Below are 23,115 nucleotides of genomic sequence, written 5' to 3'. Positions count from 1 at the left end.
CGCCCGGATAGCACTATGGTGCACCGGGTGAGGCCCCTCAGACGGATCGTGGCGGCGGCGCTGGACCGCCGCCACGCGGACAATGACGAAATCGCCGGACTCCGGTCCCGGATCGCGGCACAGGCCGAGGAACTGGAGCGTTTGCGCGGAGTGCTGGAGCACCACACCGCCTGGCTCGAAGACCACGGCGGGGCGCTGCGGGACGCCGATGCCCGCACCACCACGGTGGAGGCCCGGCAGCGCGCCCTCGACGAGCGGCAGGAAGCCCTGGACGGCTGGCTCGACGGCCACGACACCGCGTTCGAAGGACTTCACGTCCGTATAGGGCAGCTCGAAGCGGCCCGTGACGTCCGCACCTTCACCCACTGGCTCGACCAGCACGAACTCGCGGCCACACCGAAGATCTCGATCGTCCTGCCGACGCACAACCGCGCCGGGCTGCTGCCACGCGCGATCGCTTCGGTCGAGGCACAGCGTTATCTCAACTGGGAACTGGTGATCGTCGACGACGCCAGCGCGGATTCCACGCCCAAGGTGCTCGCCGCCCTCGAAGATCCGCGTATCCGGACGATCCGCGTCGCGCACGGCGGGGTCTGCGCCGCCCGCAACGCCGGGCTGGCCGAGGTCACCGGTGACGTCGTCGCCTACCTCGACGACGACAACACCCTGCATCCGTTGTGGCTCAAGGCCTTGGCCTGGGCGTTCGGTGAGCATCCAGAGATCACCGCGGCCTATGGCGGTTTCGTGATCGACGACATCGGCGGTCTCCCGACCCTGTTCCTACGGCGGTACGACCGGGAAACGCTGCTGAAGGAGAATCTCGCCGACATCGGCGCTGTCGCGCATCGAGCGGGGTTGACGGAAGCCCGGTTCGACGAGTCCCTGGTCGAGATGGGCGACTGGGACCTGCTCCTGGCGTTGACCGCGGAGCGCGCTCCCCTGGTCATCCCCGCGATCGCCTGCTACTACTCGACCGCGTCCGAGGACCGGCTTTCCCACGGACCGACCTACGACGCCGACTTCGCGGCCATCCGCCGCAAGCATTCCGGAACCGAGGACAGCCCGTGACCGACCCCGCCAAGATCCTCGTCGTCGCACTCGACGCCTGCGACCCCGGCACGATCCGTGAACTCGCCGCGGCCGGCGAGGTGCCGACGTTGGCACGTCTGCTCGAAAGCAGCGCGTCGGCGACCACGCACAACCCGTACGGCCTGTTCGTCGGCTCGCTGTGGAGCAGTTTCTTCACCGCCCGCACGGCCGCGCGGACCGGGTTCCACTGCTGGGAAGAGGTCGACACCAAGACCTATGAACGACGGTTGACCAGCCCGCTCGAAATCCGGGGCACCCCGTTCTGGGAGACGCTTTCCGAGGCGGGCAAACGCGTCGCCGTCCTCGACGTCCCGCATTCCCGCGCGGACAAACCGCTCAACGGGGTCATGGTGAGCGAATACGCCTGCCACGACCGGCATTTCGGCTTCCACACCTCGCCGCCCGAGCTGGCGAAGGAGATCGAGGCCGAAATCGGGCTCACCCCCATCCTCACCGCCGAACCGGACCTGGTCCGGGACTGGGCCCCGGACGACTACCTGCACCGCGAAGGTCCACATCGGACACCCGACGAGGAGCGCGCGCTCACCCACGGCCTCGTCGCCGGGATCGCGCAGAAGACCCAGGTGTCGACCAAGCTCCTCGCGGACGGCGGCTGGGATCTTTTCCTTTCGGTGTACGGGGAATCCCACAGCATCGGCCATCAGCAGTGGCATCTGCACGATCCCGCGCACCGCGACCACGACCCGGCGCTCGCCGCCGAACTGGATCCGATCCGCTCGGTGTATCGGAGCCTCGACACCGCGATCGGTGAGCACCTCGCCCTGTCCGGACCGGACACCACGGTCTTCGTGCTGCTGAGCCACGGTATGGGCCCGAGGTACGAGGGAAGTCATCTGCTGCACGAAATCCTGCGGCTGCTCGACGGGGTGGCGTCGGAAGGGTTGCGCGGCGGTGCCCCGATGACGCTGGCCAAACGCGGCTACGCCGCACTACCCGGTCCATTGAGGACCGCGCTGGCGTCCGCGGCGATGCCCTTGCTGCGCAAGCGACTGGCCGCGGCACCGCTGCCCGCGGTACCGAACTGGGCGACCGCCGAACAACGGTCGAAGCAGCGCTTTTACCTGTCGCCCAACAACTTCGTCTTCGGCGGGGTGCGGATCAACCTCGTCGGCCGCGAACCGCACGGCGTCGTCCAGCCTGGCGCCGAGTACGAGGACGTCTGCGCGCGGCTGACCGAGGATCTGCTCTCGCTGGTGAACGTCGCGAGCGGGAAACCCGTCGTACGCGAGGTCTCGCGCACGAGCGACCATTACGACCGCGAGGCCGACGACACCCTGCCGGATCTGCTGATCGACTGGGCGCGCACCGGTCCGATCGAGACGGTCTGGTCGCCCAAGACCGGCGTCGTCTACGGTCCGGACGAGCATTGGCGCACCGGCGACCACCGCCCGGACGGGCTGCTGCTCGCCAGCGGCCCGGGTTTCGAACCGGGGGCGAAGCTGCCGGATCTGGACGTCGTCGACCTGGGCGCGACCCTTTCGGCCATGCTCGGCGTCGAACTCACCGACGACGTGGACGGACGGCCGCTGCCCTGGGCGAAACCGGTCACCTGAGCGCCATGAAAGGTCCTTTCCTTGCAAATTTCGCAAGGAAAGGACCTTTCATGGCAGTCGATCAGCCGAAGGCCGCGGGGTCGTGAGTGGTAAGTGCCGTGAGAACGAACGCTCTCTTAGGTACCTACGCGTGGCCTGCGGCCTGGCTCGCGGCGCTGCGCGTGAAGGCCCCCTTCCCTCGGCTGAGCCGAGGGAAGGGGGCCTTCACGCGCAGCCGTTGTGACTGGTGGTGCTGCCGAGGCTCGTGATGGCCTTCCCAGGCCGTGAAGGGCTCCTTGAGGGACTCAGAGTCCCTCAAGGAGTCCTTCACGGCCCGGCCGCACCGGACCCACCCACCGTAGGTACCTAAACCACCCTTGGTCGGCACCTCAGGGTGAAAGCGCACGCGTCAGCCGTGGTCCTCCAGCATCTCGGTCACCAGCGCGGCGATCGGAGACCGCTCGGAACGCGTCAGCGTGACATGCGCGAACAGCGGATGCCCCTTGAGCTTCTCGATCACCGCCGAAACGCCGTCGTGCCGCCCGACCCGCAGGTTGTCACGCTGCGCGACGTCATGCGTGAGCACGACCCGCGAAGCCGTGCCGAGCCGCGAAAGCACGGTCAAGAGCACGTTGCGCTCCAAGGACTGCGCCTCGTCCACGATGACGAACGTGTCGTGCAGCGACCGGCCCCGGATGTGGGTCAGCGGCAGCACCTCGAGCATGCCGCGGTCGAAGACCTCGTCGAGGACGTCCTGGCTGACCAGCCCGCCGAGGGTGTCGAACACCGCCTGCGCCCACGGCTGCATCTTCTCGCTCTCGGAACCGGGCAGATAGCCCAGCTCCTGGCCGCCGACCGCGTACACCGGCCGGAACACCACGACCTTGCGGTGCTGGCGGCGTTCCATCACCGATTCCAGCCCCGCGCAGAGCGCGAGCGCCGACTTACCCGTACCGGCGCGTCCGCCCAGCGAGACGATGCCGACGTCGGAGTCCAGCAGGAGATCCAGCGCGACCCGCTGCTCGGCCGAGCGGCCGTGCAGGCCGAACGCCTCCTTGTCGCCCCGCACGAGCCGGATCCGCTTGTCCGCGGTGACCCGCCCCAGCGCGCTCGAACTCCCCGCCAGCAGCCTCAGCCCGGTGTGACAGGGCAGTTCACCGACCTCGGGCATCCCGAACTCCGCCGGATCCACCGAAGACCCGCTGAACAGCGCGTCGACCAGGGTCTGCGGCACGTCCACGTCCGCCATCCCGGTCCAGCCCGATGGCGTCACCTCCTGCGCGCGGTACTCGTCGGCTTCGAGGCCGACGGCGCCCGCCTTGACGCGCAGGGGGATGTCCTTGGTCACCAGCGTGACCGACGCGCGTTCCGCCGCCAGGTTGAGCGCGCAGGCGAGGATGCGGTGGTCGTTGGAGTCGGTGCGGAAGCCGACCGGGAGCACCGTGGGGTCCGAGTGGTTCAGCTCCACCTGCAAGGTGCCGCCGTGCTCGCCGATCGGGATCGGCGCGTCGAGCCTGCCGTGCTGACGACGCAGGTCGTCGAGCATGCGAAGCGCTTCGCGCGCGAACCAGCCCAGTTCGGGGTGGTGACGTTTCGCCTCCAGTTCACTGATGACGACCAGCGGGAGCACGACCGCGTGTTCGGCGAAACGAGTCACCGACCAGGGGTCAGAGAGCAGGACCGACGTGTCGAGCACGTAGGTGGCGCGCTGGGATTCGGGCGAGATCGAGGCTTTCTCCGGGCCAGAGGCACCGGTCGAAGAACGGCCAGAGGCCTTGCGGGGTGAACGCTGCGCAGTCACGACGGCATCTCCCTCGTGGGCGTGGCACCACGCCCGCACTCGCTGGGCCGGGCACCTCCCTGGCTAACCGCTCCTTCTGACGCTCGACGCGTCAGTCGGCACGGCCGCGAGGGCCGGGTGCCGGCCCCCTCGTGCATCCACTGGGCGGCTGAGCCGCCCTGTCGACAACCGCCACGACCAGGGCCTCCCGTGAGAGTCCGCATGGGACGCGAACCCTCACTTCCGGAAGGTACCTGCGTCCGGGCGATCGCGCAGGCAGCCACCACGGTGATTCGCCAAACCGTCATCTCACTGTCGGTCGTCTGACACCGACACCCAGTCACCGTCACGGTGGGTAGTGATGATCTCCATTCAGGGACGCTCGTTGACGCGACCCTGTCGGATTAACGCGACAGAGGGCGTTCACTCGACGAGATTCGGGGTTCTACCACGCTTGGTTGCGGAGCGCATTTTGTGACCTGGACAGAGAACCGGACCGAGTGAAGACGGTCATTCCGGGCTCACACAATGGGCTTACGACATGGTCACAGGACCTGAATAGCGAGTAATTTTCTCACTGCGGGACACCCCCACCGGATTTCGGTGCCCCCGATCCCTGAATATCTCTACCAAGGAGTGTGCGAAGTGCTGAAGAAGGCTGGTTTCGTTTCCGCCGTCGCCGCGGGCATCATGATGGTCGGCGGGACCGCGTTCGCCGCCACCGGTGACACCTCCGGCACCCCGGACCCGACGTTCGGCGACGCCTACAACACCTTCATCGAGGGTGGCGGCGCGCTGGGTTACGGTGCCGCTTCGCTGGTCGCCGGCGCCTACACGGGCGTCGCCACCACCCCGGCCCTGATCCTCCACTCGCTGGAGCACCACCACCACTGACCTTCAGTGTGGACGTCGAAGGCCCCGGAGTGCACGCCGGGGCCTTCGTCTTGTCCAGGGTCAGGAACCGAAGCGCCGGTGCCGCCACGCGTAATCACGCATCGCGCGGAGAAAATCGACCCGGCGGAACGCGGGCCAATACGCTTCGGTGAACCAGAATTCCGAATGCGCCGATTGCCAGAGCAGAAATCCGGAAAGCCGCTGCTCACCCGAGGTGCGGATAATCAAATCCGGATCCGGCTGGCCGGAGGTGTACATATGTTCGGAAATATGATCGACGTCCAGTATCTTCGCGAGCTCGCGGATCGAGGTGCCCTCGTCGGCGTGCTGGAGCAGGAGTTTGCGGACCGCGTCGGCGATCTCCTGACGCCCTCCGTAACCGACCGCGACGTTCACCTCCATCCCGGAGCGCCCTTCGGTGCGCTCCGCGGCCGCGCTGAGGGCCTTCGCGACCTCCGGGGGCAGCAGGTCAAGGGCTCCCACGATGCGGAGCCGCCACGGCGTGTGCGGCGCGGCGAGCTCGTCGGTGACGTCGGTGATGATCTTCAGCAGCGGGCTCAGTTCCTCGGCCGCGCGGCCGAGGTTGTCGGTCGAGAGCAGCCACATGGTGACGACCTCGACGTCGGCCTCGTTGCACCAGCTCAGGAAGTCGGCGATCTTCTTGGCTCCGGCGCGATGGCCGTCGGCGACGTCGGTGAAGCCCGCTTCGCGCGCCCAGCGACGGTTGCCGTCCAGCATGATGGCGATATGGCGTGGATGACGCCCCTTGGCCTGCTGGATCAGGCGCCTGCCGTAGGCGCTGTACACGACGTCTGACAAGAAGGACCGAAGACTCACGCCACCGGAGAGTACGCACCCTTCGCGTCTCAGTGGGACGCGCCACGGACACTGGCGAAAAACCTACGGTGCCGTAACCTGGGAAGGGTGAGCGTAGAGTCCGAACAGCAGCCGTCCGGCCCCGCGCCCTTGGTGGACACCCGTCCTCGCCTGCGTGGGCACATCCACTTCTGGTCTTTCTTCGTCGCGGTCGCCGGAGCGGTGACTCTGATCAGTCTCGCCGCGTCCACTGTGTCGCCTATAGCCGCTTTGTCCACTTCGGTCTATGGGCTGACTGTGCTCGGCCTCTTCGGCGTCAGCGCTCTCTACCACCGTCGCTTGTGGAGCCCACGAGCATACGAATGGATGAAGCGTGCCGACCATTCGATGATCTTTCTGTTCATCGCCGGCACCTACACGCCGTTCACCCTTCTGGCGATGTCCCAGCCGACCGGGTACATCGTGCTCGCCATCGTCTGGGGCGGCGCGGTCGGCGGCGTCACCCTGAAGATGCTGTGGCCGAACGCCCCGCGGTGGCTCGGCGTGCCGATCTACATCGCGCTGGGCTGGGTCGCCGTCTTCGTCCTGCCCGAACTGGCCTCGCACGCCGGCGTCGCGGCGCTCGTGCTGCTGTGCGTCGGCGGGCTGTTCTACACGCTGGGCGCGGTGTTCTACGCCGTCAAATGGCCGAACCACTTCCCGGAGACATTCGGTTACCACGAGTACTTCCACGCGTGCACGGTTCTCGCGGCGACGTCTCACTACGTCGCGATCTGGCTGGCGATGTACTCGTAGTCAGCCGGCGCGGTACTCGTCCAGGAGCCGGAAGAACACCTCCAGCGGCTCCTCGCCGTCGGCGTTCGCCTGAATGGCGAACGCCCACCCCGCGGACATCGACCACCCGAGACGGCTCTGCACCCACTGGGCGAACGGGCCGTCAGGCCACATCACGGGCTTCTCGTCGATCCCATGGACCTCCAACGCGACGCTGTAGCCGATGAGGATGTTCTCCAGCTCGCGGAGCGATCCGTGCCTGATCCACATGCCCGGCCGCAGCCTGATCTGCGCGAGGACGTCATACACGTCCCGACACTGGTCGATCGGTTTCGGGTGTTCGGCCGGCTCGGCTGTCATGGCCCGAATCTATCGGCGGACACGACCACCGTGACCAGGACGGACACAAGCGTGTTCCCTCTGGCACAAGAAAGTGCCTTCTTCCGGCCGCCGCGGAACCCCGGCCATGATCACCACATGACCAAGAACGCCCCGCCCCGCTCACTCGACGAAGCCGCCCTCAGCCAATTCCTCGCCGAGCACACCTTCGGCGCCCTCGCGACCCTCAAGCGCGACGGCCGCCCGCATCTCTCCACCGTCCTCTACGACTGGAACCCCGAAACCCGCGAGGTCCGGATCAGCACGACCGAAGACCGCCTCAAGGTCAAGCAGCTCCGCCACAACCCCACCGCGTCGCTCTACGTCTCCAGCGCCGACCACTGGAAATTCGCGGTCGTGGAAGGCAAGGCGGAACTCTCCGAAGTCACGCGGACACCCGAAGGTGAACACAGGCTCTTCATCACCCTCAAAACCGACAAACTCTATGGAACGGCCCTCGACATCGCTTAGCGTGCACCTGGAAAAGGCCAGGTGAGGAGACGCCCGATGTGGGAAAAGCGGATGGAGTGGCCGCTCAACGCCGCCGCCGTACTGTTCCTGGCCGCCTACGCGTGGCCGATCCTCCAACCCTCGATCGGGGACACCGGACGGCTCTGGTTCGAGGTCGTCACCTGGCTCGCCTGGGCGGTCTTCGCCCTGGACTACGGTGTCCGGCTGAAGCACGCGGGCGACAAGCGTGAGTTCCTGAAGAACAACATCTTCGACCTGCTGATCATCGTGCTCCCGCTGATCCGGCAGTTGCGGCTGCTCCGGCTGGTCACGGTGCTCAACGTCCTCAACCGCAACGCCGGCCTGTCGCTGCGCGGCCGCGTCGTGGTCTACACGGTGGGCGCGACGGCGCTCATCGTGTTCTGTTCGGCGCTCGCCGTACTCGACGCCGAACGCGCCACACCGGACGCGCCGATCACCGACTTCCCCGACGCGGTGTGGTGGTCGATCACGACCATCACCACGGTCGGCTACGGCGACCGTTATCCCATCAGCGGTACCGGCCGTGTCGTCGCGGTCGGGTTGATGCTGGCCGGGATCGCCCTGCTCGGCGTGGTCACCGCGACGCTGGCGTCGTGGCTGATCCGCCGGGTGACCGAGGCCGACGAGAACGCGCAGGCCGTGACCCGCGAGCATCTCGACGAGCTGACCCGCGAAGTCAAGGCGTTGCGGGCCGAGCTCGCCGAGCAGCGGGCCGGACTCAGTCCCGCAGCATCGGAGCCGCTAGGTACTGCTCGGGGATAGCGAAGGCGTCCACGAGGGTCCGCGCGTGCGGGCGCAGGTCGGCGCACAGCGCGTTCACCGCCGCGGTGACGGCCTTCGAGCGCCCGGAGGTCAGGCGGCCGTGTTCGAGGAACCAGCCACGGTCCGCCTCGATGTTCGCCAGCGCGTAGAGATCGCAGACCCGTTCCAGCAGTTCGCGCGCTTCCGCGTCGGCACACCGTGCGATGGCGTCGACGAACGCTTCCAGGACCACCCGATCGACGTGTACGCGCCCGGCGCGCAGGACGTGGTCTTGAGCGTCGTTGAAGACGCCGAAGGGGTCCGAAGCAGCCTTCCGAAGCCTCTGTGCGACGCCGCCGAGCACGTGCTCTTCGCGGTCTTCGAACAGCTTCAGGTGCCACTCGCGTGAATACAGCACGTCGCCGTCGTCGGCTTCGGTGAGCCGCTCGACGACCTTCCGCGCGGCCGTCCGTTCGATCACCGCCTCGACGAACTGCTCGGCCACGAATCGCGCGGTGGCGAGCGGGCTCAGGTCCTCGAAGTGGTCCTTGTAGCTGGTCAGAAGGCCTTTCGCGACCAGCTGCAGCAGCACGGTGTTGTCGCCCTCGAAGGTGGTGAAGACGTCCGTGTCGGCCTTCAGCCCCGCGAGCAGGTTCTCGGACAGGTAGCCGGAGCCGCCGCACGCCTCGCGGGCGGCCTGGATGGTGGCCGTCGCGTGCCAGGTCGAGACGGCCTTGATCCCGGCCGCGCGCGATTCCAGCTCCCGCTGTTCCTCCTCCGGCGCGTCTTCGGCGATGTCGTGCAGCTTCGCGACGAGCGCTTCCTGCGCGAAGTGCAACGCGTACGACGTCGCCAGCGCGGGCAGCAGTTTCCGCTGGTGGGCGCGGTAGTCGAGGATCACGACCTCCTCGCCTTCGGGCCTCGCGAACTGCCGCCGTTGTTCGCCGTAGCGGATGGCCAGCGTCAACGCGCGTTTCGTCGCACTGCCGGCGCTGCCCGCGACACTGACCCGGCCGCGGATGAGGGTGCCGAGCATGGTGAAGAACCGGCGGCCGTCGCTTTCGATCGGGCTCGTGTACGTCCCGTCCTCGGCGACGTCACCGAAGCGGTTGAGCAGCGCCTCGCGCGGAACCCTCACCTGATCGAAGGTGAGCCGCCCGTTGTCGACGCCGTTGAGCCCGGCCTTGCGGCCGCAGTCCTCGATCTCGACACCCCGCGCCTTGTCGCCGCGGATCGGCACCACGAACGCGTGCACGCCGCGCGATTCACCGCCGGTGATCAGCTGCGCGAACACCACCGCGACTTCGCCGTCGCGGGCGGCGTTGCCGATGTACTCCTTCGTCGCGCCGCGATCCGGCGTGTGCACGACGAATTCACGGGTGGCCGGATCGTAGGTCGCCGTGGTGCGCAGGTGCTGGACGTCCGAGCCGTGCCCGTGCTCGGTCATCGCGAAGCAGCCGAGCAGCTCCAGATCCTTGATCTTGCGCAGATAACGCTCGTGGTGACGTTCGGTGCCGAGCAGCTGCACCGCGCCGCCGAACAGGCCCCATTGGACCCCGGCCTTGACCATCAGCGAAAGGTCGCCGAACCCCAGCATCTCGAACGACATCACCGAGCCGCCGACGTCGCCGCCACCGCCGTACGCCGGGTCGAAACCGAGTCCCGGCCGGTCGGTACGGGCGAGCAGGCGCAGCCATTCGAGGACCTGTGCGCGATGCGCTTCGACGTCGAGGTCGACGGGGTCTTTGAAGTCCTCCGCCGCCATCTGTGCCCGCACCGCGCGGCGGAGTTCCGCCCACCGTCCATCGAGGACGGTGGTCAGCGCGTCCGGGTCGATCTTCGCGGGAAGTCCTGGTGTGTCCACGATTCCTCCGATGCGGTGCGGTCTGCGTTCAGCCTGCCGCACCGCATCGGGGAGCGCAGGACGAATCAGACCGGGCGGCCGTTGATCGTGGTGTTCTCGAACCGCAGGTCGTCGACGTGTTCCAGGGTGTTCTTCGTGTTCGCGACGCCATCGAAGCGGCAATCACTCACCCTCAAACCCCGGACGTGTGAATTGGGCAACCCTCTGACGTCGAAGGCCGCTCGCCCGCACTTCGTACTGGACGAGTCGCTGATCGTGAAGGGCCCGAACCTGGGGACGTACGAGCCGGTCTGCCCGTTGTAATCCGGGAGGACGTACACGATCGAGCGCGCGAACGTGCCCGAAACCCTCGCGAGATTGATGTTCTCGGTGAAGCCGCCGCGCAGGGTGTTCGACTTGACGTACAGCGCGTACTTCGTCTCTCCGGTGACCGTGAGCCGGTACGCGTAGACGTCGCGGATGCCGCCGGTCTGCTCACTGCCGCAGGTGATCGCGCCCCAGTTGCCGTTCATCACGCAGTCCGCGACGACGATGTTCTGACACGGCACGTCGATCCTGCGCCCGTCCGCGTCGCGGCCGGATTTGAGCGCGATGTTGTCGTCGTGGGCGCCGAGGACGCTGTTCACGATCACCACGTGGTCGCAGGATTCCGGGTCGCACGCGTCGGTGTTGGAGTGGGCCGGGTTCGGATCCGTCTTGACGCCGTCGATCGTGACGTTCCGGCACAGCGTGGGATGCAGCTGCCAGAACACCGGGTTCTTCAACGTGACACCCTGGATGAGTACCGTGTCGCACGCGTACGGCTCGACGAACGCCGATCGCAGGGCGTGCCCGGAACCGGGAACGATCCGCTTCTCCGGCGGGATTCCCTTGGCCACCAACGATTCCAGGTAATCGCGGTCCTTGCCTTTGTTCCACGACGCCGTGTCGATCGCGTCGAGTGTGCCGGGACCGGTCAACGCGATGTTCGACTCCCCTCGGGCGTAGATCATCGGCGACCGGTTGACGCACTCGATGCCCTCGTAGCGGGTGAGCACGTTCGGGAACTTCGAGGCGTCGGAACCGAACTTGAGCACCGCGCCCGCGGCGAGGTGGAGGTCCACGTTGCTCTTGAGGTACACGGCACCGGTGACGAAGGTGCCCTTCGGCACGACGACGTGACCGCCGCCGTGCGCGTTGGCCGCGTGGATCGCCTTCTTGATCGCGGTGGTGTTGTCGGTCTTCCCGTCGCCCTTCGCGCCGAAATCGACGACTGAGTACGTCCGGTCCGGGAAGACCGGGAGCTTCGTCCGCGCGACGATGTCGTTGGCCGCGGGCCAGGGAAGCACGGGGACCGAGACCGCGTACGGGGCCGCTGAGGCGGTGGGCGCGAGCAAGGGGCTCGCCGCCACCGCCAGACCGCCCACGATCAACCGCCGCCGGGTGATTCTGCCGTCCATGACGCCTTCTTTCGCGAGAGGACTTCGGTCAAGACGGCGGAATCTGTGACTGTAGGGCGAACACCGGCCTCAGGAAAGGTCCGGTCCCTGTGAGCGGAGATCGTCGACCTTCGTCATCGCTTCCCGGAGTTCGGCGAGCCAGGCGTCCGCGTGCTCCCCGACCAACCGGACCGCCCAGGCCAGTGCCTCCGATCGCGATCGCGCGACGCCCGCGTCGACGAGGGTGTCGAGTACCAGGCGTTCGGGCTGCCGCAGCCTGGTCATCACCGGCGCCGAATGCGTGGTGAACAGGTGCCTCGTGCCGCCGAGGCTCGCGCCCCAGGCGACCTTGCGCTGATACCGGTGCTCCGCCTGGCGCGCGATCTCGATGCGCTCGTCGCGGGTCTCCTCACGGAACCGGCTGATCCGGCCGTCCTCGGCCGCCGCGCGGGCGGCGTCGTCGGCGTATTCGCCGGTGAGGGGCTGGAGCTCGCCGACGATGACGATCTCCTCGCGATCCACCGTGACCTCGGGGTCACCGACGAACCAGCCGTCGGGAAGCCGCCCGCCGAACCACGCGGCCGCGTCGTCCGCCGACGGGATCTCCGCCTGCTGCCAGCCGCCCCGGCCTTTCCATCCACCGCGTCCCATATGCCTCGCCGTCCTGACGTAGGTGTCCATGCTCGCCTCCGCGATTACATGATTACAACGCTACCGACGCTACGCCTGCAATCGCCGACACACACTCGTGTTCTCGCCCGGCGAAACCCGAGGCAACCAGATGACCTGCGCGGACGTATCCCCACCAGCAGTTGACGGAAAAGGGGAACCTCATGCTGAAGAAGGCCATGATCGGCGCGCTCATCGTCGGAGCGGCCCAGCTCGCCGTGATCGCACCGGCGGCGGCGACGGAGACCGAGGACGTGTCCTGGGGCTTGGCTCCGACCGAAGTCGAACCCGGCGGGCAGATCTACGCCGAGACGAGGGCCGCGATGGGCGGTTGCGGACCGGCGACCCCGGTGACGTCACCAGGGTTCGCGGCACCGCTTCAGTGGACGATCGGCGGCAACTGGGGGAAGGCCGCCGGCTACGGCAAGGTCGGCAAGACGCCGGGCAAGTACACGGCGACGTTCACCTGCTCGGACGGCAGGAAGACTTCCCGCACCTTCACCATCATCGGGACGCCACCGACCACGAAGCCGCCGACGTCCACGAAACCTCCGACCACGAAACCGCAGAAGCCTGCGAAGTCCACTACGGCAAAGCCGAAGCCGAAGCCGCAGGTCGCGGTGAAGCCGGTCGGGGCACCGCAGACCGGCGGCGGCGCCTTCGGCCCTATGGCGTGGGACTGGTGACCGCCCACCGACCGCTTGGCTGAAGGGGCCTTTCCTCGCATCGCATGCGACGAAGGGCGCTTTCCCCGCATGTGATGCGGGGAAAGCGCCCTTCACACGTCAGCTGATCTGGGACCGCAGTTCCTCGGCCGTCGTGACCGGACGCTCGCACACGTACCCGCGGCATACGTACGCGGCGGCCGAGCCGTCCACCAGCGGGCGGTCGGCCAGCAGCGGCACGCCGTCGGCGTCCGGGACCCCGGCGACCACGACGGCCCCGTCCGGCAGCGACGCGACAGCCGCGGCCAGCAGCTCCGCACGCGAAGCGGCATCCGGTCCGGCCACGGCCACCTGGACCGGCCCGGATGCCGCGGCTTCGGCGACGGACAGCCAATGCCCGGCGAAGCGCGGCGCGTGGGCGGCGAGCCGTCCCGCACGCGCCAGCGCCCGCTCGGCCGCCTCGCGGTACCGGCCGACCTGGTCGTGCCCGGCCAGTACGGAAGCGGTCAGCAGCGCGCTCGCCAGCGCCGAGGCCCCCGAGGGGCTCGCGTTGTCGGCCGGGTCGGAAGGCCGCTGCACGAGGACTTCCGCGTCGTCGGCCGTGTCGTAGTAGGCCCCTGGCGAGTCCGGGACGCCGAAATGCGCCAAGGCGAGGTCCAGCAACGTGATCGCGTCGGCCAGCCAGCGCGGCTCACCGGTCGCCTGGTGGAGTTCGAGCAATCCTTCGGCGAGGCAGGAGTAGTCCTCCAGCACCCCGGCGGTCGTGCCGACGACGCCGTCGCGTGAGGTCCGGCGCAGCCGCCCGTCCACGAAATGGGTGTCCATCAGGAAAGCCGCCGCCCGTGCGGCCGCTTCGATCCATTGTGGACGATTCAGCCGGGCACCGGCCTTGGCGAGCGCCCCGATCGCGAGCCCGTTCCAGGCGGCGATGACCTTGTCGTCGCGGGCGGGCTGGGGACGTCCGTCGCGGGCGGCCAGCAACGCCCGGCGGACCCGCTCGTAGCGTTCGGAGTCTTCGGGGTGCGGCTCACGCATCCGCAGCGTCGACGCGCCGTGCTCGAAGTTGCCCCGCTCGGTCACCTGGAACAGCTCCGCCGCCCAAGCACCATCTTCCTCGCCGAGCACCTCGGTGAGCTGCGCGGGTGTCCAGACGTAGGTGAGCCCCTCGACGCCGTTCGTGTCGGCGTCGAGCGACGCGGCGAACCCGCCTTCGGCCGTCCCGAGGTCTCGCAGCAGGAACTCCGCGGTCTCCTCGACCGTCCGCCGCGCGTAGTCGAGTCCGGTCAAGCCGTGGAACCGATCGTAGAAGCGCAGGAGCAACCCGTTGTCGTACAACATCTTCTCGAAATGCGGCACTTCCCAGCGAGCGTCGACCGAATAACGCGCGAACCCGCCCGCGAGCTGGTCGTTGAGGCCACCCAGCGCCATCGCTTCGGCCGTGTGCTCGACCATCGAAAGATCGGAGCCGGTGCGTTCATGGTGGCGGAGCAGGAAGGTCAGCGTCATCGTCGGCGGGAACTTCGGCGCGCCACCGAAACCACCGTTCTCGGCGTCGTAGTCCCCGCTCAGCGAGGCGACCGCGGCGTCCAGCGCGGCACCGTCCACAACGGACTCCGGCAGCGGACCCGTCTTCTCCGTGAGATGGGCGATGATCTGCCGGGCGCCGGAACGCAGCTCCTCCGGGCGCTCGGCCCAGGCTTCGGAGACCGCGACGAGCAACTGGGAGAACGACGGCATTCCCGGCCGCGGCGACGGCGGATAGTAGGTGCCGCAGTGGAACGGCTCGCCCTCTGGAGTCAGGAAACACGTCATCGGCCAACCGCCCTGGCCGGTCATCGCCTGGGTGGCGGTCATGTACACCGCGTCGATGTCCGGGCGCTCTTCCCGGTCCACCTTGATGTTGACGAAGTTCGCGTTCATCAGCGTCGCGGTGGCCTCGTCCTCGAAGGACTCGTGCGCCATCACATGACACCAGTGGCAGGCCGCGTAACCGACGGAAAGCAGGATCGGGACGTTCCGCCGCTTCGCCTCGGCCAGCGCCTCTTCTCCCCACGGCCACCAGTCCACCGGGTTCTCGGCGTGCTGCAGCAGGTACGGGCTGGTCGCGGCCTTCAGGCGATTCGACATGGCTCCAGGGTCGCACGCGGAAAAGCGGGCGCGCTCAGGCGGCCTTCTGCGCGACACTGGCGCGGTGTTGCTGACCATGACGACCACCCGCCCGCCCGCCACCGACCTGGGCTTTCTCCTGCACAAGCATCCGGAGAAGGCGCAGTCGTTCACGCTTTCGGCCGGGATGGCGCACGTCTTCTACCCGGAAGCGTCGGGTGACCGCTGCACGGTCGCGCTGCTGGTCGAGATCGACCCGATCGACCTCGTGCGCGGCGGCGGGACGTCGTTGACCCAGTACGTCAACGACCGGCCGTACGCGGGCGGCTCGTACCTGGCGGTGGCACTGCGGGCGGTCTTCACCACGGCGCTCGCCGGCCGGTGCGCGAACCGGCCGGAGCTGGTCGACGAGGCATTTCCCCTGGAGATCCGGGTGCCTTCGCTGACCGCGCGCGGCGGCGCCGAAGTCGTCCACAAGCTGTTCGAACCGCTCGGTTGGCGGGTCGAAACGAAGGCCATCCCGCTCGACCCCGAATTCCCTCAGTGGGGTGATTCCCGCTACGTCGATCTCCGGCTGACCGGGATCCAGCGGGTCGTCGACGCGTTGCGGCATCTGTACGTCCTGCTGCCCGCGCTCGACGGTGACAAGCACTATTGGGTCGGCCAGGACGAGGCCGACAAGTTGCTGCGCGCCGGCGAAGGGTGGCTCGCGGGACATCCGGAACGGGACCTGATCACCAACCGCTACCTCGAACGGCGGCGCCCGATCGTCTCGTACGCGCTCGATCGCCTCGCCGAAGACGACGACGTGCCCGCCGAGGCCGAAGCACTGGTCACCGAGCTGCCGGACCGGCCAGAACCGCTGGCCGTCCAGCGGCACGGGAGCGTACTCGCGGCGCTGAGGGCGGCGGGCGCGCGGCGGGTACTCGACCTCGGCTGCGGAGGCGGCGCCCTGCTGCGCGTACTCCAGAAGGACCCGTCGTTCACGGAGATCGTCGGCGTCGACGTGTCGGCGAGCGCGCTCGACATCGCGGAGAAGCGGCTGAAGGACAAATCACGGGTGACGCTGCGGCAGTCCGCGCTCACCTACGCCGATCCGTCCTTGGCCGGATACGACGCGGCGGTGCTGATGGAGGTGATCGAGCACGTCGACGAGGAACGCCTGCCCGCGCTGGAGCACGCCGTGTTCGGCGTCGCCGCACCGCGGACCGTACTCGTCACCACGCCGAACGCCGAGTACAACCGGCACTTCGAATTCCTCGAAGAGGGCCGGTTCCGGCATGCCGACCACCGTTTCGAATGGACCCGTGAGCAGTTCCGCTCATGGGCCGGAAGCGTCGCGGAGCGATACGGCTACGACGTCCGGCACCTGCCGGTAGGACCCGAGTCCCAAGAATCAGGACCGCCGACCCAAATGGCGGTCTTCACGTCTCGAAAGGAGGCCGTGGCATGAAGCTGACCATTCCCGACATGTCCCTCGTCGTGCTCGTCGGGGCCTCCGGCTCCGGCAAATCGACCTTCGCGCGGACGCATTTCGCGCCGACGCAGGTGCTCTCCAGCGACTACTTCCGCGGCCTGGTTGCCGACGACGAGAACGACCAAAGCGCGTCAGCCGCCGCGTTCGACGTGCTCCACTACGTCGCGGCGAAGCGGCTCGAAGCGGGCCGGGTCACCGTTGTCGACGCGACGAACGTCCAGCGCGCATCGCGGGCGAGCCTGCTGAAGCTGGCGAAGGAGTACGACGTCCTGCCGACGGCGATCGTGCTGGACCTGCCGGCGAAGGTCTGCCAGGAACGCAACGAGTCCCGGCCGGACCGCGACTTCGGCGAGCACGTGATCCGCCGTCAGCGCGGCGAACTGCATAGGTCGCTGAAGTCGTTGGAGCGTGAGGGTTTCCGCCGTGTCCACGTGTTGCGGAGCGAAGCCGAGATCGCCGAAGCGGAGATCGTCGTCGAGCCACTGCGGAATGACCGGCGCGAGCTGACCGGGCCGTTCGACGTCATCGGCGACGTCCACGGCTGCCGCGAGGAACTGGAGGAACTGCTCACCGAACTGGGTTACGTCGACGGCGTGCATCCCGAAGGCCGCACCGCGGTCTTCGTCGGCGACCTCGTCGACCGCGGCCCTGACACGCCGGGCGTGCTGCGCCGCGTGATGGCGATGGCGGAGGCGGGCAGCGCGCTGGTCGTCTGCGGGAACCACGAACAGAAACTGGTCCGCGCGCTGAACGGGCGCAAGGTCCAGGTGACGCACGGGCTCGCGGAGTCACTGGAGCAGCTTTCCGCGCAGGACGAGGATTTCCGCGCGAAGGCGCAAGCCTTCTGCGAAGGGCTCATCGCGCACTACGTCCTCGACGGCGGCAAGCTCGTCGTCGCGCACGCCGGCCTGCCCGAGAAGTACCACGGGCGCGCGTCCGGCCGGGTGCGGAGCACCGCCCTCTACGGCGACACCACCGGCGAGACGGACGAATACGGCTTGCCGGTGCGGCTGCCCTGGGCTCGCGACTACCGCGGCACCGCGATGGTCCTCTATGGACACACGCCGACGTTGGAACCGGAGTGGGTCAACGGGACGATGTGTCTCGACACGGGCTGTGTCTTCGGCGGGAAGCTGACCGCTTTGCGTTACCCGGAGCGGGAAGTCGTCTCCGTCAAGGCGAAGAAGGTCTGGTACGAGCCGGCGCGTCCGCTTCAACCGGAGCGGCCGCTGGGCGGACGCGAACCCGCGGTTCTGGAATTGGGCGACGTCACCGGGAAGCGGATCGTCCAGACGCATCACCACGGCCGGGTCGGGGTTTCCGCCGAACAGTCGGCGGCGGCCCTTGAAGTGATGAGCCGGTTCGCCGTCGACCCGCGCTGGCTGCCGTACCTGCCGCCGACCATGGCGCCGTGTTCGACATCCGCGTTGGACGGTTACCTCGAACACCCCGAAGAGGCTTTCGCGGAGTTCCGTGCGGCGGGTGTGCAATCCGTGGTCTGCGAAGAGAAGCACATGGGCTCACGCGCGGTCGTGCTCGTGTGCCGTGACGAGGACGTGGCTCCCGCCCGGTTCGGGATCCGGGGTTCCGGCGCGGTGTACACGCGCACCGGTCGGCCGTTCTTCACGCCCGAGCAGAACGCGCGGCTGCTCAGCGGTGTGCGCGAAGCGGCGTCAGAGCTGTTCGAGGAACTGGACACCGGCTGGCTGCTGCTCGACGCGGAGCTGCTGCCGTGGAGCGCGAAGGCGGGCTCACTGATCTCGAGCCAGTACGCGGCTGTCGGCGCGGCGGCTCAGGCCGTGCTGCCCGCCGCCGTCGCTTCACTGGACGCCGCAGCCGGTCGCGGGGTCGACGTGTCGGAGCTGCTGACCAGGACGCGGGTCCGAGAGTCCACTGTGGACGCCTACCGGCGGGCGTACCGGCGTTACTGCTGGCCGACCGACGGCCTCGACGGCGTCCGCCTCGCGCCGTTCCAGGTACTGGCGTCGGAGGGCCGGTCGTACCACGACCGGCCGCACGAGTGGCACCTCTCGCTGCTGGACCGGCTCACCGGCGACCTGTTCACGCGCACACGGACCCTCGCCGTCGACACCACCGACCCGGCGTCGGTGGCGCGCGGCGTCGCATGGTGGCTGGAGCTGACCGGCGCGGGCGGCGAGGGCATGGTCGTCAAACCGGCGGCGAACCTGACCCGCGGCACGCGCGGGCTGGTGCAGCCGGGGGTGAAGGTGCGCGGGCGGGAGTACCTGCGGATCATCTACGGGCCCGACTACACGCTGCCGGAGAACCTCGAACGGCTTCGCAAGCGCGGCCTGAACCGGAAGCGGGCGCTGGCGCTGCGTGAATACGCGCTGGGACTGGAGGCACTGGAGCGGCTGACGCGCGGGGAACCGCTGTGGCGGGTGCACGAGTGCGTGTTCGCCGTACTGGCGTTGGAGTCGGATCCGGTCGATCCGCGCCTCTGACCCGCTTCAGCTGTGAGATGAACGGGACTTTCATTGCGAAATTTGCAATGAAAGTCCCGTTCATCTCACGCTCAGTCGGACTTGGCGGTCGGTTTCTCCGCTTTGGCGACGGGTTCCTCGGCGGCCTTCGCCTCGTCGTCAGCAGGCGTCTCTTCAGCAGAAGCGGGAGACTCCGAAGAAGCGGCGGGTTCGTCGAAGCTCTCCGGAAGCCGCTTCAGGTGCTTGGTCATCGACCGCACCAGCAGCGCGACAGCGATCAGGAACAGGATGAGGATCAGGAACCCCACCGGCGAGGACTTGCCGAAGTCCTCACCCTGGCCGCCGTTGTCGCCGTTGCCGGGCTGTTGTGCCAGGAACTGCGACGCCGCCGTCACTGGAACGACGGCGAACGCCGGCACCGAGACTGTGCTCATTACGCCTCCGCGGGAAAAATTACGTCGGCGTGCATTCAGCCCACCTTCTCCTTCACACCGGCGAACAGATCGTCCTCCGGCAGGGTGCTGTCCACCAGTGAGCGGACCAGCTCGTACTCCTCGGTCGGCCAGACCTCGCGCTGCAGGTCGCGCGGGACGGCGAACCAGCGGCTGTTCGGGTCGATCTGGGTGGCGTGCGCCTTGAGGGCCTCGTCACGCTGCTCGAAGTAGTCGCCGCATTCGACGCGGGTGGTCACCCGCTCCATGACGTCGGCCTTCTCCGGATCCCACGACTTCAGCCACTCCTCGTACGGCGACTCCAGGCCGCGCGCGAGCAGCGCCTCGTGGAAGGTCGTCATCCTGGCGCGCGAGAAGCCGTGCACGTAGTACAGCTTCAACGGCTGCCACGGCTCGCCCGCGTCCGGGTAGCTCTCCGCCTCGCCGGCGGCGTCGAAGGCCGCGACCGAGATCTCGTGCGTGCGGATGTGGTCGGGGTGCGGGTAGCCGCCGTTCTCGTCGTAGGTGACGATCACGTGCGGACGGAAGTCGCGGATGACCTTCACCAGCGCACCGGTGGACTCTTCCAGCGGGATGACCGCGAACGAACCCTCCGGGACCGGGGGCAGCGGGTCGCCTTCGGGGAGTCCCGAGTCGATGAAGCCGAGCCAGACGTGACTCACCCCGAGGATCTTGGCCGCGCGAGCCATCTCCTCCCGGCGGATCTCGGTCATGTTGGCCACGACTTCGGGACGGTCCATCGCCGGGTTCAGCACACTGCCCGCTTCACCACCGGTACAGGTCACGACCATGACCTCGTGCCCTTCGGCGGCGTACCTGGCCAGCGTGGCGGCGCCCTTGCTCGACTCGTCGTCAGGGTGCGCGTGCACCGCCATCAGGCGGAGGCGTGACTTCGGCGGTTCCTCGGCTAGCACCATGCTCCGAACGTCCCCTTCTCGTTCCGTATTCCCCTGCGACCCTGCCTGACGGCCCGCGCGGCGGGACGCGGATACTCGAGGGGAACCACTCGCATACGGCTCCATTGTCCCTGCGAGCACGACGACACCAACCGGGAGGCCCGGGTTGAGCACGGGACAGGATGCTCCCAGCGCGGAAAGCACCCGGACGGACCTGCCGGAAGGCCGGTACGGCAAGACCCGCGACGCGCGGCCCGCCCGCTGGCGGCGCCTGGTGTTCGGCGTGATCGCGCTGCTGGTCAGCGGCGGTATCGCCTACGTCGCGTACCTGAACTTCGGCAGCGCGCCCATCGAGGGCGAACGCGTCGCGTTCAAAGAGGTGTCGGACGACGCGATGGAGATCACCATCAACGTGACCAGGGACGACGTGAACCGTCCGGGAGTGTGCGTCGTCCGCGTCCGTGACAAGGCCGGAGCGGAAAGCGGCCGTAAAGAGGTCCTGATTCAGCCTGGTTCGAAGAACAGCCGGGTGACTACCACCATCAAGAGCATCGGAAGGCCGGTCACGGCTGATATCTTCGGGTGCTCATACGACGTACCACGGTACCTGTCAAGGCCATAGCGGCCAACGGGGTGAAACGGGCGCCCAACGCCGAGGCGCGACCGAATTAGACCGGCGGCGATGCCTCGCGCCGTGTTACTCTGATCTACCGGCACGGCCCAAGACGGGCCGTGTTTTTCCTTTATCTCAGCCAGACCGGCGCGCCATGTCGGCCTGGTGGCCGGCTTGTACACCCAAGCCTGGCAGGCCCTACTAGGAGATGGTGACCGTGAGCGACACAAAGGTGACCTGGCTGACCCAGGATGCCTACGACAGGCTCAAGCAGGAACTCGACCACTACATCGAGCTCCGCCCGGTCATCGCCGCGAAGATCAACGATAGCCGGGAAGAGGGCGACCTCAAGGAGAACGGCGGCTACCACGCCGCCCGCGAAGAGCAGGGCCAGCACGAGGCCCGCATCCGCCACCTCCAGGAGCTCCTCCGCTCGGCCAAGGTGGGCGAGCCGCCCGCCAACGATGGCAGCGCGGGACCGGGCAAGGTCCTCACCGTGCGCTACGACGGTGACGACGAAGACGAGAACTTCCTCTTGGCGACCCGCGAAGAGGGCACCGAGGGTGACCTGGACGTCTACTCGCCGGAGTCCCCGCTCGGCAAGGCGCTGCTCGGCGCCAAAGAGGGCGAGACCCGCGAGTACGAGCTGCCCAACGGCAGCATCCAGAAAGTGACCCTCGTCAAGGCCGTGCCCTACACCGGTAAGTGAACCGCCGGTCTTCCCAAGCGGCGCGCGCCGCTTGCGGCCGAAGGCCCGGAAACTCGATGAAGAGGCGCCTCCGCACGTAGCGCGAGCCGACTGCGGACAGGCGCCTCTTCGGCGAGTTCTCGTCCGCGCCCGACACAGCGCCCGACCCGATATGGCCGGGCGCGCATATGAGCCGTTAGCGTGACCCCCGGATAATTCTGGAGGGAAACGATGAGCGAGCTACCGATCTGCGTCGCCTGTGGCATGCAGTACGCGGAACCCCGGTCCGACTGCCCGATCTGCGAGGACGAACGTCAGTACGTCCCGCAGGCGGGGCAGCGGTGGACCGACCTGAAGACCGTGCGCGAGAGTGGGACGTACACCGCGCGCGTCGAAGAGCAGGGCCCCGGTCTCATCGGGGTCGGATCCACCCCCAACTTCGCCATCGGCGAGCGCGCGCTGCTGGTCAAGGCCGAATCCGGCAACTTCCTGTGGGACTGCGCCGGCTTCATCGACGACGACCTCGTCGCGCGGGTCCGCGAACTCGGCGGGATCACCGGGATCGCGATCAGCCACCCGCACTACTACACCACCATGGTCGAATGGGCCCACGCCTTCGACGTGCCCGTCTACCTGCACGAGAACGACCGGCAGTGGATCGGCAGGCAGGACCCGGCCATCAAACTGTGGAGCGGCGCGACCCTCGACGTCGCACCCGACCTGCGGCTGCTCAACCTCGGCGTGCACTTCGAGGGAGGGACGGTGCTGCACTGGCCGGGCGGTGAGAACGGCCGCGGCGCGGTGCTCGCGGGCGACATCCTGCAGGTCATCCCGGATCGCCGGTTCGTCGGCATGATGTACAGCTACCCGAACCTGATCCCGGAGCGCCCCGAGGTCGTCCGGCGCGCGGCCGAGATGCTCGAACCGTACGCGTTCGAGGCGATCTACGGCGCCTGGTGGGACGCGATCATCCGCACCGACGGGCACGCGGCCGTCCAGCGGTCGGCGAAGCGGTACCTGGCCCAAGTGCTCTGACGTGCTCGTGGCGGGAGTGCCGACCGTGAAGGCTCCTTCCGCAGTAACCCCTTACTAGCGGTAACACTGCGCGCCGCCCGCCACAGGGAGTGCCTTCACGGACTCCCGGCCGCGGTGAGTGGCGGGGCTGGTGGCCAGTGCTGCTCTTGGTGGTTCGGGTGTGACATCGCTGGGGTTTGCGGGGTTCGAATGGGGAAGGGGTCCTTCACGTACTTCACCGAGTTGTAAGCAAAACGTGCCGTGACCCCGCGTCCACAACGACACCTTCGCC

Annotated in this window: 21 protein-coding genes; 12 read left to right on the top strand and 9 right to left on the bottom strand. The window is 68.0% G+C overall.

The features are described 5' to 3' along the window. Positions 1 to 27 precede the first annotated feature (27 nt). Both ACZ5ZX_RS21355 and ACZ5ZX_RS21350 read left to right on the top strand, forming a co-directional pair. Positions 28 to 1,068 (top strand): glycosyltransferase family 2 protein, encoded by a 1,041-nt coding sequence (locus ACZ5ZX_RS21355; protein ID WP_465503735.1) that lies wholly within the window; start codon positions 28 to 30, stop codon positions 1,066 to 1,068. Beyond that, the gene (locus tag ACZ5ZX_RS21350) at positions 1,065 to 2,663 is read left to right on the top strand and encodes an alkaline phosphatase family protein (protein ID WP_465503734.1); all 1,599 of its coding nucleotides are present in this window, start codon (positions 1,065 to 1,067) and stop codon (positions 2,661 to 2,663) included. The genes ACZ5ZX_RS21355 and ACZ5ZX_RS21350 overlap by 4 nt, the downstream gene beginning before the upstream one ends. A 388-nt stretch (positions 2,664 to 3,051) precedes the next feature. Here the strand turns inward: ACZ5ZX_RS21350 and ACZ5ZX_RS21345 are convergent, their stop codons facing one another. Then, positions 3,052 to 4,338: a PhoH family protein gene (locus tag ACZ5ZX_RS21345; RefSeq protein WP_016337181.1), complete on the bottom strand. Its 1,287-nt coding sequence runs from the start codon at positions 4,336 to 4,338 to the stop codon at positions 3,052 to 3,054. Between the two features lie 729 nt (positions 4,339 to 5,067). Between ACZ5ZX_RS21345 and ACZ5ZX_RS21340 the strand changes: the two genes are divergently transcribed. After that, complete coding sequence (locus tag ACZ5ZX_RS21340) at positions 5,068 to 5,316, top strand: hypothetical protein (protein ID WP_219148427.1); 249 nt, start codon at positions 5,068 to 5,070, stop codon at positions 5,314 to 5,316. 60 nt (positions 5,317 to 5,376) lie between these two features. On the opposite strand, the gene ACZ5ZX_RS21335 is transcribed toward ACZ5ZX_RS21340, so the two are convergent. After that, positions 5,377 to 6,153 (bottom strand): isoprenyl transferase, encoded by a 777-nt coding sequence (locus ACZ5ZX_RS21335; protein ID WP_037306485.1) that lies wholly within the window; start codon positions 6,151 to 6,153, stop codon positions 5,377 to 5,379. A 132-nt stretch (positions 6,154 to 6,285) separates the two neighbouring features. Here ACZ5ZX_RS21335 and trhA point away from each other — a divergent pair, with 132 nt between their 5' ends. Then, positions 6,286 to 6,927 (top strand): PAQR family membrane homeostasis protein TrhA, encoded by a 642-nt coding sequence (trhA, locus tag ACZ5ZX_RS21330; protein WP_465503934.1) that lies wholly within the window; start codon positions 6,286 to 6,288, stop codon positions 6,925 to 6,927. On the opposite strand, the gene ACZ5ZX_RS21325 is transcribed toward trhA, so the two are convergent. Continuing rightward, entirely contained in the window at positions 6,928 to 7,266 is a 339-nt protein-coding gene (locus ACZ5ZX_RS21325) for a hypothetical protein (RefSeq protein ID WP_465503733.1), read from the bottom strand. 117 nt (positions 7,267 to 7,383) lie between these two features. Here ACZ5ZX_RS21325 and ACZ5ZX_RS21320 point away from each other — a divergent pair, with 117 nt between their 5' ends. After that, positions 7,384 to 7,755 (top strand): pyridoxamine 5'-phosphate oxidase family protein, encoded by a 372-nt coding sequence (locus tag ACZ5ZX_RS21320; RefSeq protein ID WP_465503732.1) that lies wholly within the window; start codon positions 7,384 to 7,386, stop codon positions 7,753 to 7,755. Between the two features lie 36 nt (positions 7,756 to 7,791). Then, complete coding sequence (locus ACZ5ZX_RS21315) at positions 7,792 to 8,538, top strand: potassium channel family protein (RefSeq protein WP_465503731.1); 747 nt, start codon at positions 7,792 to 7,794, stop codon at positions 8,536 to 8,538. On the opposite strand, the gene ACZ5ZX_RS21310 is transcribed toward ACZ5ZX_RS21315, so the two are convergent. From ACZ5ZX_RS21310 to ACZ5ZX_RS21300, 3 genes are all read right to left on the bottom strand, one after another. Beyond that, a complete protein-coding gene (locus ACZ5ZX_RS21310) occupies positions 8,495 to 10,381 on the bottom strand; it encodes an acyl-CoA dehydrogenase family protein (RefSeq protein ID WP_465503730.1) in 1,887 nt (628 codons plus the stop codon). The two genes, ACZ5ZX_RS21315 and ACZ5ZX_RS21310, sit on opposite strands and share 44 nt — an antisense overlap. Before the next feature lie 65 nt (positions 10,382 to 10,446). Continuing rightward, complete coding sequence (locus tag ACZ5ZX_RS21305; RefSeq protein WP_465503729.1) at positions 10,447 to 11,820, bottom strand: glycoside hydrolase family 28 protein; 1,374 nt, start codon at positions 11,818 to 11,820, stop codon at positions 10,447 to 10,449. A gap of 69 nt (positions 11,821 to 11,889) precedes the next feature. Then, positions 11,890 to 12,450, bottom strand: coding sequence for a hypothetical protein (locus ACZ5ZX_RS21300; RefSeq protein ID WP_465503933.1), 561 nt, complete (start codon positions 12,448 to 12,450; stop codon positions 11,890 to 11,892). A 182-nt stretch (positions 12,451 to 12,632) separates the two neighbouring features. Between ACZ5ZX_RS21300 and ACZ5ZX_RS21295 the strand changes: the two genes are divergently transcribed. After that, positions 12,633 to 13,154, top strand: coding sequence for a hypothetical protein (locus ACZ5ZX_RS21295; protein WP_465503728.1), 522 nt, complete (start codon positions 12,633 to 12,635; stop codon positions 13,152 to 13,154). A 99-nt stretch (positions 13,155 to 13,253) separates the two neighbouring features. Here ACZ5ZX_RS21295 and ACZ5ZX_RS21290 read toward each other — a convergent pair whose 3' ends face one another. Continuing rightward, a complete protein-coding gene (locus tag ACZ5ZX_RS21290; RefSeq protein ID WP_465503727.1) occupies positions 13,254 to 15,260 on the bottom strand; it encodes a thioredoxin domain-containing protein in 2,007 nt (668 codons plus the stop codon). 64 nt (positions 15,261 to 15,324) lie between these two features. On the opposite strand from ACZ5ZX_RS21290, the gene ACZ5ZX_RS21285 reads away from it, so the two are divergent. Both ACZ5ZX_RS21285 and ACZ5ZX_RS21280 read left to right on the top strand, forming a co-directional pair. Continuing rightward, positions 15,325 to 16,692, top strand: coding sequence for a 3' terminal RNA ribose 2'-O-methyltransferase Hen1 (locus tag ACZ5ZX_RS21285; protein WP_465503726.1), 1,368 nt, complete (start codon positions 15,325 to 15,327; stop codon positions 16,690 to 16,692). Further along, positions 16,689 to 19,181 carry a polynucleotide kinase-phosphatase gene (locus ACZ5ZX_RS21280; protein WP_465503725.1) on the top strand — a complete coding sequence of 831 codons (2,493 nt, stop codon included), beginning with the start codon at positions 16,689 to 16,691 and terminating at the stop codon, positions 19,179 to 19,181. Before ACZ5ZX_RS21285 ends, ACZ5ZX_RS21280 begins: the two co-directional genes overlap by 4 nt. Before the next feature lie 71 nt (positions 19,182 to 19,252). On the opposite strand, the gene ACZ5ZX_RS21275 is transcribed toward ACZ5ZX_RS21280, so the two are convergent. After that, entirely contained in the window at positions 19,253 to 19,594 is a 342-nt protein-coding gene (locus tag ACZ5ZX_RS21275) for a hypothetical protein (RefSeq protein ID WP_465503724.1), read from the bottom strand. Positions 19,595 to 19,629: 35 nt separating this feature from the next. Next, positions 19,630 to 20,529, bottom strand: a complete 900-nt coding sequence (gene mca, locus ACZ5ZX_RS21270) for a mycothiol conjugate amidase Mca (RefSeq protein ID WP_465503723.1) — start codon at positions 20,527 to 20,529, stop codon at positions 19,630 to 19,632. Between the two features lie 145 nt (positions 20,530 to 20,674). Here mca and ACZ5ZX_RS21265 point away from each other — a divergent pair, with 145 nt between their 5' ends. From ACZ5ZX_RS21265 to ACZ5ZX_RS21255, 3 genes are all read left to right on the top strand, one after another. Beyond that, the gene (locus ACZ5ZX_RS21265; RefSeq protein WP_465503722.1) at positions 20,675 to 21,130 is read left to right on the top strand and encodes a DUF4307 domain-containing protein; all 456 of its coding nucleotides are present in this window, start codon (positions 20,675 to 20,677) and stop codon (positions 21,128 to 21,130) included. A 199-nt stretch (positions 21,131 to 21,329) separates the two neighbouring features. After that, positions 21,330 to 21,830, top strand: a complete 501-nt coding sequence (gene greA / locus ACZ5ZX_RS21260) for a transcription elongation factor GreA (RefSeq protein ID WP_016337198.1) — start codon at positions 21,330 to 21,332, stop codon at positions 21,828 to 21,830. Between the two features lie 210 nt (positions 21,831 to 22,040). Beyond that, a complete protein-coding gene (locus tag ACZ5ZX_RS21255) occupies positions 22,041 to 22,844 on the top strand; it encodes an MBL fold metallo-hydrolase (protein ID WP_465503721.1) in 804 nt (267 codons plus the stop codon). Positions 22,845 to 23,115 lie beyond the last annotated feature (271 nt).

This window comes from Amycolatopsis sp. NPDC033938 (assembly GCF_055575975.1).
Note: the sequence above shows the minus strand (reverse complement) of the source record. Positions and strands in the feature narration are given on the sequence as shown.

What these genes read in the sequence shown, in the direction of transcription:
- ACZ5ZX_RS21325 (WP_465503733.1), bottom strand. Translation starts at nt 7,266, where the DNA reads ATGACAGCCGAGCCGGCCGAACACCCGAAACCGATCGACCAGTGTCGG.
- ACZ5ZX_RS21320 (WP_465503732.1), top strand. Translation starts at nt 7,384, where the DNA reads ATGACCAAGAACGCCCCGCCCCGCTCACTCGACGAAGCCGCCCTCAGC.
- ACZ5ZX_RS21315 (WP_465503731.1), top strand. Translation starts at nt 7,792, where the DNA reads ATGTGGGAAAAGCGGATGGAGTGGCCGCTCAACGCCGCCGCCGTACTG.
- ACZ5ZX_RS21305 (WP_465503729.1), bottom strand. Translation starts at nt 11,820, where the DNA reads ATGGACGGCAGAATCACCCGGCGGCGGTTGATCGTGGGCGGTCTGGCG.
- ACZ5ZX_RS21300 (WP_465503933.1), bottom strand. Translation starts at nt 12,450, where the DNA reads ATGGGACGCGGTGGATGGAAAGGCCGGGGCGGCTGGCAGCAGGCGGAG.
- ACZ5ZX_RS21295 (WP_465503728.1), top strand. Translation starts at nt 12,633, where the DNA reads ATGCTGAAGAAGGCCATGATCGGCGCGCTCATCGTCGGAGCGGCCCAG.
- ACZ5ZX_RS21290 (WP_465503727.1), bottom strand. Translation starts at nt 15,260, where the DNA reads ATGTCGAATCGCCTGAAGGCCGCGACCAGCCCGTACCTGCTGCAGCAC.
- ACZ5ZX_RS21280 (WP_465503725.1), top strand. Translation starts at nt 16,689, where the DNA reads ATGAAGCTGACCATTCCCGACATGTCCCTCGTCGTGCTCGTCGGGGCC.
- ACZ5ZX_RS21275 (WP_465503724.1), bottom strand. Translation starts at nt 19,594, where the DNA reads ATGAGCACAGTCTCGGTGCCGGCGTTCGCCGTCGTTCCAGTGACGGCG.
- mca (WP_465503723.1), bottom strand. Translation starts at nt 20,529, where the DNA reads ATGGTGCTAGCCGAGGAACCGCCGAAGTCACGCCTCCGCCTGATGGCG.
- greA (WP_016337198.1), top strand. Translation starts at nt 21,330, where the DNA reads ATGGTGACCGTGAGCGACACAAAGGTGACCTGGCTGACCCAGGATGCC.
- ACZ5ZX_RS21255 (WP_465503721.1), top strand. Translation starts at nt 22,041, where the DNA reads ATGAGCGAGCTACCGATCTGCGTCGCCTGTGGCATGCAGTACGCGGAA.